8 protein-coding genes and 1 pseudogene are annotated in these 11,520 nt (G+C 44.6%); 4 read left to right on the top strand and 5 right to left on the bottom strand.

The window, feature by feature from the left end; translation table 11 throughout:
• Window positions 1–182 precede the first annotated feature (182 nt).
• From ABYB02_RS10035 to ABYB02_RS10045, 3 genes are read left to right on the top strand one after another with little or no spacing between them, the layout of a single operon-like run.
• Window positions 183–689, top strand: coding sequence for an Ig-like domain-containing protein (locus tag ABYB02_RS10035; RefSeq protein ID WP_372762327.1), 507 nt, complete (start codon window positions 183–185; stop codon window positions 687–689).
• 58 nt (window positions 690–747) lie between these two features.
• Window positions 748–1,770: a tetratricopeptide repeat protein gene (locus ABYB02_RS10040; RefSeq protein WP_372762328.1), complete on the top strand. Its 1,023-nt coding sequence runs from the start codon at window positions 748–750 to the stop codon at window positions 1,768–1,770.
• Complete coding sequence (locus ABYB02_RS10045; RefSeq protein ID WP_372762329.1) at window positions 1,767–2,867, top strand: HupE/UreJ family protein; 1,101 nt, start codon at window positions 1,767–1,769, stop codon at window positions 2,865–2,867. Before ABYB02_RS10040 ends, ABYB02_RS10045 begins: the two co-directional genes overlap by 4 nt.
• Before the next feature lie 19 nt (window positions 2,868–2,886).
• Here the strand turns inward: ABYB02_RS10045 and ABYB02_RS10050 are convergent, their stop codons facing one another.
• The 4 genes from ABYB02_RS10050 to ABYB02_RS10065 form a co-directional block, all read right to left on the bottom strand.
• A complete protein-coding gene (locus ABYB02_RS10050) occupies window positions 2,887–3,516 on the bottom strand; it encodes a TetR/AcrR family transcriptional regulator (RefSeq protein WP_372762330.1) in 630 nt (209 codons plus the stop codon).
• Window positions 3,517–3,667: 151 nt separating this feature from the next.
• Window positions 3,668–5,083: an efflux transporter outer membrane subunit gene (locus ABYB02_RS10055; RefSeq protein WP_372762331.1), complete on the bottom strand. Its 1,416-nt coding sequence runs from the start codon at window positions 5,081–5,083 to the stop codon at window positions 3,668–3,670.
• Window positions 5,080–8,214, bottom strand: coding sequence for an efflux RND transporter permease subunit (locus tag ABYB02_RS10060; RefSeq protein ID WP_372762332.1), 3,135 nt, complete (start codon window positions 8,212–8,214; stop codon window positions 5,080–5,082). Before ABYB02_RS10060 ends, ABYB02_RS10055 begins: the two co-directional genes overlap by 4 nt.
• 12 nt (window positions 8,215–8,226) lie before the next feature.
• Entirely contained in the window at window positions 8,227–9,390 is a 1,164-nt protein-coding gene (locus ABYB02_RS10065) for an efflux RND transporter periplasmic adaptor subunit (RefSeq protein ID WP_372762334.1), read from the bottom strand.
• Between the two features lie 485 nt (window positions 9,391–9,875).
• Between ABYB02_RS10065 and ABYB02_RS10070 the strand changes: the two genes are divergently transcribed.
• On the top strand, window positions 9,876–10,853 hold the full coding sequence (locus ABYB02_RS10070) for a transposase (protein ID WP_372762333.1): 978 nt from the start codon (window positions 9,876–9,878) through the stop codon (window positions 10,851–10,853).
• Between the two features lie 412 nt (window positions 10,854–11,265).
• Here the strand turns inward: ABYB02_RS10070 and ABYB02_RS10075 are convergent.
• A pseudogene (locus ABYB02_RS10075) lies at window positions 11,266–11,520 on the bottom strand (LysE family translocator); the annotation flags it as partial.

Genomic DNA, 11,520 nt, shown 5'->3' on the forward strand with positions numbered 1-11,520 from the left:
CGTTTATGTCATCCAATTCCTGTGGCAGGACAAGACACTGATTTAGGCCTATGTAAACCTGAAGATGCAGATGTGGGCACAGTACCATTTACCGATGGTGCACCGATTAATGCCACAATGCTAGATGCAAGCTTCCCTTACCTTAATACCCCACTTGCGGGTTCTAAATAAGGAGCATGAACATGCGTAACTTAAAATATACTCAGGCATGCTTATTGGTAAGTGTATTAGCAATCAGTGGCTGTGGCAGCGATAACGACAATAACCCCGCAGTGATTGTTAACTCCCCACCAACAGCAAGCGATGCGATGGTAACAACTCAAACCGAGGTGGCTATTAACGACATGCTAGATGCCAAAGATAGTGATGGTGATGCACTGAGCTTTAGTTTAGTGACAGCGCCTACTTTGGGCAGTGTGGTTATCAACAACGATGGCAGCTACAGCTACACCCCTGATAAAGAACAAACGGGAGCAGATAGCTTTGTGTTTGGCGTGTCTGACGGGGTTAATGCCCAAGCGACGGCTACAGTGAGTATTACGATCGAAGCATTGCAAGTCGATTTTGCCCAGTTTACCACGGATGCCTTTAATCAACCGGCTAACGCCGAGCCGCTGTCAGTCAATGGCCGTGTATTTACCAATACCGATGCGGATGTAGGTGGTTTAGTTTCTAGTAACGGTAACTAGTCACTAAATAGCCTAACAGCTGACAAGCCAGGGATGGCTTTTTCAAAAGGATGAATAAATGCAACTACTTCACGCTACACCAATATTACTTTTTTTTAGCTTATTTTTGTCTGGGAATGTTCTCGCCAGCGCCTTTACCCCTACCGATGACACCGTGATTGCAACGAGTAATTCAACTCTGGTTGCCCAGCTTACGGTTGCTGAAATAGACGAATTAGTGCACAGCAGCCAATATATTGGGCAAACTGAGCGCTTGCAGGGCATATTAAAAACACAGTTAGCCCGCTTGTATCAACAAAAGCCAACGCCGCAGACTGGCTATTTATATGCTCGAGTACTGCAAAAAGAACATCAATTTGATGCGGCCATTAACATCGCGACTGACGTACTATCGGGTGCGCCAAACCACAGCAACAGCCATTTATTATTGGCCAATATTTATATGATCCAAGGTAAACAGCTGCTCGCAAAACAACACTGCACCGCATTGCTGGGGCAAGTGAGTGTAATTACCGTGAGCACCTGTGTATTAGACGTACAAAGCCAGCAAGGGAAGCTATTACAAAGCTATCAAGCCTTGCAAAAAATCACTAATAATAAAGACATAAGTTTAGCCACCGCCCATGTACTAAGCGAAATGAGCTATCGGCTGAATAATTTTAAAACGGCATTGGCGTACATTGAGGATGTTGATTTACAGCGCGCCCCGGTGAGCCTAATTGTGCTGTGGGCCGACGCCCAGCTTGCGCTGAATAATGCCCCCAAGGTGCTAAGTACATTAAGTGACTTATTAACAGATAGCAGTAATTTAGAAGATGCCATTTTACTGAGATTGGCTATTGCCGAACAACAACTTGCCAAAAGTACCCAGTGGCAAACACGTATGCAACGCCGTGTAGCCTTGCGTGAGTTACGTCAAGATACCTTTCATGCCAGCGATTTAGCCCACTACTATATAACAATACAGCCAAATCCTGACAAGGCACTGTACTGGGCCAACATAAATTGGCAGCACGCAAAAATGAGCGCCGATGAGCAGTTATTAACGCAAGCCAAAGCCATGCAGCGAGCAACACTATGAAACAATTTAGCGTCATATTAATTACTTTAGCTGCATGGTTATTTGCTGCAAATAGCTTTGCTCATCAATTAAGTACCGGTTATATCACCCTTAATAGCTCCCCTAACCAACACCAATATAGTGGCCATTGGCAGGTAAGTATCACCGACTTAGAACAACAGATTGCGCTGGATATTAACAACGATAAACAAATCACCTGGGCGGAAGTAAAAGCAAAACGTAGTTCAATTAGCAATTTTGTTTACGCAAACCTACAGCTTACGCAGCAACAACAAGAGTGCACGTTATCAACCGCGGGCGCTTATCAGCTCGATTATCATTTTAATCAGCCATATTTAGTGATGCCGTTACTGTTTAACTGCGCCAGTCAAAGCGCCATCAACCTCAATTACAGTGCCTTTTTTAATACTGACAGCAATCACAAAGCGATTGTAAATATTAACGATGTAGCTAGGGTGTTTAGTGCCACCGATGCCCAACAACGCTTCGATTTGAATCAATCAAGTTACCGCAGTACGTTTAATCAATATGTGTACCAAGGCATATTACATATTTGGATTGGGATTGATCATATTTTATTTTTAATCGCGTTATTGCTCACCTGCGTGTTAACTCGCAGTGCGGCGCAGTGGCAAGCCATTAGCTCTAAAAAACAAATCATTAAACACACAGCCTGGATTGTGACCGCGTTCACCCTTGCCCATTCAATTACATTAACTGCCACGGCAATGAATGTGCTGTCGCCAAATAGCCGTTGGGTAGAGCTGGGTATTGCTATATCGGTGCTGTTTGCCGCTTTAAATAATGTGTGGCCATTGGTGCTGCGCTTAGGTTGGCTCACATTTGCTTTTGGTTTGTTACATGGAATGGGGTTTGCCAGTGTATTAGCAGAGCTGGGGCTGTCGAGTAATTATCAGCTGTTAAGCATCCTTGCCTTTAATATTGGTGTCGAACTAGGCCAGCTCAGTATACTGATCATTGCTTTGCCGCTGTTAATCAGTATTAGACACTATCAGTGGTACAATAAATGGTTAATGCCGGTAGGCTCATTTGCCATAGCACTGATCGCATTGCAGTGGTCACTGGAGCGGTTTTAATCTACTAACAGCGGCTATATTACTGTGCTTCGTGCTGCGTCTCAAACGGCATAAGTAAGGTTTTTATTGCTGGGCGCAGGGCAATTAATACCGTTTCTTCGGTGAGTTCGGGGTAGAGCATTTTACGTAAAAACAGCCCCGTCATTACCGAAAAAATTACATTAATACGGCTATCTAATTCTTGCTCTGAGTGCGTCTTTAACACGCTTCTGTCGCTGGTTAATAGTTGCCTCATTTTTGCACGTGCTTGGCTATCTGCTTCATGTAGCAGGCTCGCCACTTTGTCGTTTCTACTTGCTTCTGCCAACATATCTAAATCGACCACGCAGGCACCGGTGTCCATATGGCGCTGCACACTTTGATGCAACCGACCTAACAGTACCGTTAATAAATCCCCTGGCTGCTGTTCAAATTCTTGAAAGATAGAAAACATTTCTTCCATGTCTTGTTCAATAATACTTTCTATTATGGCTTCTTTACTATCAAAGTAGTTATAGATATGGCCGGCACTCATGCCTGCGGTTTTTGCAATTTCAGCCATACCTGCACCGTGATAGCCTTTACGGCGAAAACAGTCTGCTGCCGCGGTCAGTACTTGCGTACGACGTGCGGCTACTAATGCAGGATCGGCATGTTTTTTACGGGACACTGACAACTCCACGGTTTTACCTGTTGATTAAAACAAGCAATCACTTCTGTGTTTTGCTACAACCGCGATTAGGCTGTCATATAGAAGTATTTGCTGTTTATTAACATTCTAGTGATGGCCTATAGCAAAAGCTATAGACCATCTAGACTAGTTACTGTTGTGCTGATTGTGGTGCAGCTTGCCAGCCACCACCGAGCGCTTTATAAACGTTTATTTTACTGGCTAATAAAGCGTGTTGACCGCTAATAAATTGCTGCTGTGCTTGATACCAAGTTCTTTGTGCATCAAGTACTTGCAAATAACTATCTGCGCCATTGTCGTAACGCGCTTGCGCGAGTTCAAAGGTTGTTTTGCGGCTTTGTTGTAACTGCTGCAGCGCGGCTAACTGCGCATTAAAGCCCGCTTTATCTGCTAAAGCATCAGCCACTTCACGAAATGCTTGCTGAATTTTTTGCTGATAAGTGGCCAGCGCAATTTGTTGCGTAGCTTTGGCTACCTCTAAATTTGCTTGGTTACGCCCGCTATTAAAAATAGGCAAACTAATTTGCGGCATAAAACTCCAAGTACCTGACCCCGCAGCAAACAAACCACTTAAGTCGCTAGATGCTGTGCCCGCATTCGCGGTTAAGCTAATACTGGGGTAAAACGCTGCGCGCGCCACGCCAATATTTGCGTTTGCCGCTAACAACTGATGCTCTGCCGCTTTAATATCAGGGCGCTGAGTTAATAAGTCAGACGGTAATCCCGCAGGAACGTCAGGTAAATCCAACAAGCTATTTAATACCTTACTCGGGAGTAAATCACTGCTGACGCTTTTACCCACCAACAGCTCAATGGCATTTTTATCGCGCTGTAATAATCGCTGGTAACGGGCAATATCCACTTTAGCCGTTGCAACTGTGCTCTTTAATTGCTCCAGGGTGAGCACCGATGCCGCACCTAAATCAACACTTTTTTGTGTTAAAGATAACGATGCTTGCTGCGATGCCAGCGTTTCGTGTGCTAATGCTAATAACTGTTGATCGGCGGCATAATTTAGCCACGCATTCGCCAGCTCCGCAATAACTGATACTTGCGCACTGTAGTTATCAAGCTCGGTTGAATAAAAAGTTTGCAGCGCTTGCTCTGACTGGTTTCTTACTTTTCCCCATAAATCCAGTTCATACGAGGTAATGCCCACCGTCGTGCTGTACTGCGAGTTAATGCGTGGTTCACCCGTGCCCGATAAATCACCGGGCAAACGCTGACGCGAGCCCGCGCCATTGATACCCAGCGAAGGAAATAACGCCGAGTCAGCAATTTGATACATCCCCCGCACCCGCTGCACGTTAAGTGCAGCAATTTGCAGTTGTTTGTTATGCTCAAGGCTTTGCGCAATTAATGTTTGTAACTTTTCATCATTAAAAAACTGCTGCCAGGGTAATAACGGCGCCGTTGCTTGCTCTGTGCCTGCTGCTGCATAGCTAGCGGCGACCGGTAACGCGATGTCTTTGTGCTCAGGTGCCAACTGGCACCCGCTTAACACCGCGACACTAAGCGCAGTGACACTGAATAACGTTAACTTCATTCTGCGCGCTCCTCGGTTGCTGCGGGCAACTTACTCGAGAAGGTTTTACGCACTAAGACAAAAAATAACGGCACAAATAACACCACTAAGGTAGAGGCCGCTAACGTCCCCCCTATGATCGATATACCCAGCGCGTTTTGAGCGCCCGAGCCTGCACTTGAAGCAATTGCCAGTGGTACAACACCACAAATAAACGCCAGCGAGGTCATTAATACCGGACGTAAACGCAGTTTAACCGCGGCGATTGCCGCATCGACTAAACTTAAACCTTCTTCCATTTTATGAATCGCAAATTCAACAATTAGAATCGCGTTTTTAGACGCCAAGCCTATGGTGGTTAACAAACCAACTTGTAAGTAAATGTCGTTGGATAAGTTACCTACCAACGCGGCCATAATAGCGCCAAAGATCCCCAATGGCACAATGATCATGACCGCAAATGGCACCGACCAGCTTTCGTATAGTGCTGCTAAGCATAAAAATACAAATAATAATGACAAGCCATACAACAGCGGAGCTTGGCCGCCACTTGAACGCTCTTGATATGAAATACCTGACCATTCAGACGCCACGCCATTAGGCAATTGCTTCACTAAACGCTCCATCTCATCCATCGCTTGGCCGGTACTGTAGCCTGGGGCCGCACTGCCTTGTATTTCCATGGCCGAAAAGCCATTGTAGCGTTCTAAACGCGGTGAGCCATAGGTCCAGTGTGAGCTGGCAAACGCTGAAAACGGTACCATGTCTCCATTATTGTTGCGTACATACCACTTATTAAGATCTTCTGGCACCATGCGCGAATCCGCTTCGCCTTGCATGTACACCTTTTTCACGCGGCCACGATCAATAAAGTCATTTACGTATCGACTACCCCATGCCGTAGACAAGGTACTATTGATAGCAGTTTGAGTTACCCCTAACGCCTCTGCTTTCGCAAGATCGATATCTAACTGCAACTCTGGCATGTCTTCTTGGCCATTCGGGCGCACCCCGGCTAAAATCGGACTTTTACTGGCCATTCCTAATAACATGTTACGCGCTTTTAACAGCTCTTCGTGGCCTAAGCCGACACGGTCTTGTAAAAACATATTAAAACCATTGGCAGTGCCCAGCTCTACAATCGCCGGCGGCGGAAAGGCAAACACAAACGCTTCTTTAATGGTTGAAAAATAGCCCATACCTTTACCCGCTACGGCATTCACCGATAGGTCATCACGTTGACGCTCATCCCAATGCTTTAAGCTAACAAAACCAATTGCTGAGTTTTGCCCCGAGCCGGCAAAGCTAAAGCCTGTTACGGTAAAGATAGAGCTCACTGCTTCTGCTTGATCGTTTAAATAGTGGTTTTCAACTTTTTCAACAACATCAAGAGTTTGCTCTATGGTTGAACCCGCTGGCAGCATGACTTGGTTAAACAATATGCCCTGATCTTCGTCGGGTAAAAACGCAGTCGGTAAGCTTGAAAACACATACACCATGCCACCTACCAATACCGCGTAAATAACTAAATAACGCTTTGACTGGTTGATCATACGACCAACAATGCCTTGCGCGCCGCTATTGGTTTTATCAAATCCACGGTTAAAGCCCGAGAAAAAACGCCCAATAAATGATGAGTTATCGTGTACATGGCTTGGCTTAAGTAAGGTTGCACACAGCGCAGGCGTTAAAATTAGCGCCACTAATACCGACAAGCCCATAGCCGACACTATAGTAATAGAGAACTGACGGTAAATAACCCCGGTAGAGCCACTAAAGAACGCCATCGGAATAAATACCGCCGACAACACCATAGCAATACCGACTAACGCGCCTTTAATTTCATCCATTGATTTACGGGTAGCCTCTAATGCCGAAAGCTTTTCTTCGGTCATTAGACGCTCCACGTTTTCCACCACAACAATGGCATCATCCACCAGTAGGCCGATAGCCAATACCATAGCAAACATCGTGAGGGTATTGATTGAGTAACCAAAGGTATACAAAATGGCAAAGGTGCCCAGTAATACCACAGGCACCGCAATAGTCGGTATTAATGTAGCACGAAAGTTTTGCAAAAACAGGTACATAACAACAAATACTAACACTACCGCTTCTATCAGTGTGTGCACTACTTTTTCAATCGACAACGACACAAATGGCGTGGTGTCGTAAGGAATAACAACGTCTAACCCTTCAGGAAAAAACGGCTTTAAATCGGCTAATGCTTTTTTAACGCCCGCAGCGGTATCAAGTGCGTTGGCACCACTGGCAAGCTTTACCCCTAAACCTGCGGCCGGATCACCGTTAAAGCGCGCTACTACACTGTAACGCTCGCCACCAAGCTCTACTCTTGCGACGTCTTTTAAACGCACTACCGAGCCATCACTGTTGGTTTTAACTAAAATATTTTCAAATTGCGCAGGGGTTTGTAATCGGCTTTGTGCCGTTACCGTGGCATTGAGCTGTTGTCCTGCTACGGCTGGCATACCGCCTAATTGCCCCGCAGAAACTTGTGCATTTTGCGCACTCACGGCCGCACTAATATCGCTGGGTGTCAGTTTAAAGTTTTGCAGTTTTGCCGGATCGAGCCAAATACGCATAGCATATTGCGAGCCAAATAACTGCGCTTCACCGACACCGTCAACACGCGAAATAATATCTTGTACGTTTGAAGCAACATAATCACCAATATCAATATTAGTCATGCTGCCATCTTTAGATACAAAACCTAACACTAACAGGAAGTTACGTGCAGCTTTGGCAACCACAACACCTTGGCGTTGTACTTCTTCAGGTAATAACGGTGTGGCTGTGGCCAGCTTATTTTGTACTTGAACCTGAGCAATATCAGGGTCGGTATCGGCATCAAAGGTAAGTGTAAGCGTAGCTGAACCACTCGACTCTGAGGTTGACGACATATACAACAAGCCATCAAGCCCTTTCATTTTTTGCTCAATAACTTGCGTTACGGAGTCTTCTAAAGTGCGGGCTGATGCGCCTGGGTAATTAGCCGTAATACTGATCGCCGGTGGAGCAATTGACGGGTACTGTGCAATAGGTAAACTTTTAACTGCTAAAATACCCGCTAACATAACAATAATAGCCAGCACCCAAGCAAATATCGGTTTATCGATAAAATATCGTGACATTTAAACTCTCCGTTATTGCGCGTGGGTTGCAGAAGGGGTTGCTTCAGTGACAATCACTGGTGCGCCGGGACGAATTTTTTGTAAGCCTTCAACAATTAGCTTATCACCATCGTTTAAGCCTTTAGTCACTAACCAGTTTGAACCAATAGTACGATCAACTGCTAGCACGCGACTTTCAACGGTGTTATTTGCACTCACCACCATCGCAATTGGCTCACCTTTGGTATTGCGGGTTACACCGCGTTGAGGCACTAAAATAGCCGCTTGTTTAACCCCTTCAACAATAGATGCACGGGCATACATACCCGGTAACAGGAGCTTTTCAGGGTTAGGAAACTTTGCCCGCAAGGTTACCGAGCCAGTGCTTGGATTAACGGTTACTTCTGAAAATTGTAAGGTGCCTTTATGCGGGTAAACTGAGCCATCTTCCATGTACAGTTCAACCTCGCTTTGTGCCTCGTTATCTACGCTTAATTCTCCCGATGCTAATGCTTGCTTAAGTTTAGTAAGCTCATTACTCGATTGCGTTAAATCAACATAAATAGGATCAAGCTGTGTAACGGTTGCTAATGCCATGGTTTGATTAGCACTGACTAACGCCCCCACAGTGACATTCGACTTACTGATTTGACCACTAATAGGCGACGCCACATGGCTGTAATCTAAATTGATTTGTGCCGCTTGCAGTTTTGCTTTAGCAGTGAGTAATTCAGCGGTGGCTTGTTTTGCAGCCGCGTCAGCCTCATCAAAGTCTTGTTGGCTAACTGCTTTAATTGCTAATAACTCTTTATAGCGCGCCGCTTTTGATTTACTACTGGCAATACTCGCCTCAGCGCGAGCCACAGCGGCTTTACTTGCCGCCAGTTCAGCTTCAAAGGTTGCCGGATTTATTTGATACAGTGCTTGACCTTGGGTTACCTGTGTACCTTCTTCAAATAACCGCGATTGCACAATACCACTGACCTGAGGACGAATTTCAGCTATTTGATAGGCGTTAATACGCCCAGGAAGCTCTTTTTTAAGTGTCAGCGCTTGGCTTTTTACCGTCACAACACCGACAGGGGTGCCTTGTGGCGCAACAGCTTTGGGTTGTTCAGCTGACTGATCACAACCACTTAAAACAACAGTGCCAACAAGGGCTGAAAATACAATGAGAGCGATGCGAGAACGCAGCATGGTGAATACCTTATAACGTGAATTTACATTTTTAGAATGAACGTTCATTCTAAATTATTCCCCAGCGCTTTCCAATATTAATTAGCAATTATTTTTAACGAATTTAAAGGTGTAAAGAAAGGTAAATACTATTGACTAAGACCGCTATTTACTTGCACTGCGCCCCTAATTAAATAGACACCCAATCTAAGGTTTGCAATCTCAACATGCTTTACTAAGCTCTGGTTAGTTTAATTATTTAGCAGAGCACGTAATTAAGCTGACACCCAATCTAAGGTTTGCAATCTCAACATGCTTTACTAAGCTCTGGTTAGTTTAATTATTTAGCAGAGTGTCACATGGCTATCGCAAGGAAGTAATTAAATTGACACCCACTCTAAGGTTTGCAATCTCAAAGATAATTAAATAGACACCCAATCTAAAGTTTGCAATCTCAACATGCTTTACTAAGCTCTGGTTAGTTTAATTATTTAGCAGAGTGTCACATGGCTATCGCAAGGAAGCGTCAGATTAGTTTGGTCGATACAAAGTACTACCACTGTATTTCACGCTGTGTTCGCCGTGCCTATTTGTGTGGTGAAGACCATTTTACCGGGCAATCTTATGAACACCGCCGCGGCTGGGTTGAAGATAAACTGCTTGCCCTTGCGAAAGTATTTTGTATTGATGTGTGCGCTTATGCAGTTATGAGCAACCACACTCACTTAGTACTCTATGTTGATGATAAAAAAGCCAAACGATTGAGCGATAAAGCCATTATTCAGCGCTGGCATAAGCTGTGTAAGGGCACAGTTCTCACCAACAAATACCTACAAGGTGAGGTGCTAAGTAAGGCTGAGCAGCTCTTTTTAGCAGCAACAATAACAGACTACCGAGAACGTTTAGCCAACATTAGCTGGTTTATGCGGCTGTTAAATGAAGACATCGCCCGCAGAGCCAATAAAGAAGATAACTGCACCGGTCGCTTTTGGGAAGGACGTTTTAAATCACAAGCCCTCCTTGATGAAGCGGCATTAATTACCTGTATGGCGTATGTAGATTTAAATCCCATAAGAGCTAAAGCAGCCTCGACTCCCGAAGACTCAGCGTATACCAGTGTAAAAATACGCCTTGAAACTGCCACCAGAGGAAAGCGGCAACCTAAACAGCTTTTGCGCTTTTCAGGCAAGCCCAAAAAACACATGGCCAAAGGCCTGCCATTTGAACTCACCTCGTATTTAGAATTAGTTGAGCTTACCGGCCGCTGTATGCGTAAAGACAAAAAAGGCCATATAAAAAACAGCACGTTACCTTTATTAACAAGAGTCAACATATCCCTCGAAAACTGGCTAACACTAACCAGCCAATTTTCCCGTGTATTTCATGGGGCAGTAGGTCGCCCAGCATCGCACGAAGGGTACTGCGAACACTTGCAGCGAAAGCGGCGCGCCAACGTCAGTAATTGCGAAAAGTTACTGGCCTAACAGTTAAATCTACGCATAACCTCCGCTCTGTGATCACACAGAGTTCAGCATGCTTAAAGCATCATAAATACAGTCTACAGTCCCTCTTGATAGCCATTTGTAATGATCTTTAAATATAAAAATGGTTAAAGCGTAAAAAAGTTTGCTTAATACTGGACCTGATTAGCCACTTTAGGCGGCTGTATTTTAATACTAACTAAGTAACAGTGGGTGTCTTTATAAAAAATTAACTAAGTTGATGTGGGTGTCAGTATAAAGAAAATTAACATGGGTATCTTATTAAGGGGGAGTTGCTGAATTTGTAGCTAAGTGCAATAAAAAAGCCTAAGCGGTGTAATTAACGGCTTAGGCTTGAGTTGTTTATTGTGCGCAGTATTACGGTAATTGCGCTGTATCACAGTAAGTGTGTTTTTTACTGTAGGTGTACTAATAGCTTTTGTGCGCTATCAAATAACATTAACGAGCCCAATATTAATAATACCACAGCTGAAAGTCGGCCAAATTTAACCGCTAGTGCCGGGTTATTGCTTAATATTTTTCGTGCACTCACGCCGATTAACCAATAAACAAAGCCACAGCCAATTAAATGAATAATGCTTAATACTAACAGCTGTTCAGTGATCGAAAATGAAAAAGTCGGAAACACAAATTGCGGTAACAGCGCTAA

This window comes from Pseudoalteromonas sp., from assembly GCF_041613455.1.
Lineage (GTDB): Bacteria > Pseudomonadota > Gammaproteobacteria > Enterobacterales > Alteromonadaceae > Pseudoalteromonas.

Coding starts and splice junctions, on each gene's coding strand:
- ABYB02_RS10035 (WP_372762327.1), top strand. CDS start 183: ATGCGTAACTTAAAATATACTCAGGCATGCTTATTGGTAAGTGTATTA.
- ABYB02_RS10040 (WP_372762328.1), top strand. CDS start 748: ATGCAACTACTTCACGCTACACCAATATTACTTTTTTTTAGCTTATTT.
- ABYB02_RS10045 (WP_372762329.1), top strand. CDS start 1,767: ATGAAACAATTTAGCGTCATATTAATTACTTTAGCTGCATGGTTATTT.
- ABYB02_RS10055 (WP_372762331.1), bottom strand. CDS start 5,083: ATGAAGTTAACGTTATTCAGTGTCACTGCGCTTAGTGTCGCGGTGTTA.
- ABYB02_RS10060 (WP_372762332.1), bottom strand. CDS start 8,214: ATGTCACGATATTTTATCGATAAACCGATATTTGCTTGGGTGCTGGCT.
- ABYB02_RS10065 (WP_372762334.1), bottom strand. CDS start 9,390: ATGCTGCGTTCTCGCATCGCTCTCATTGTATTTTCAGCCCTTGTTGGC.
- ABYB02_RS10070 (WP_372762333.1), top strand. CDS start 9,876: ATGGCTATCGCAAGGAAGCGTCAGATTAGTTTGGTCGATACAAAGTAC.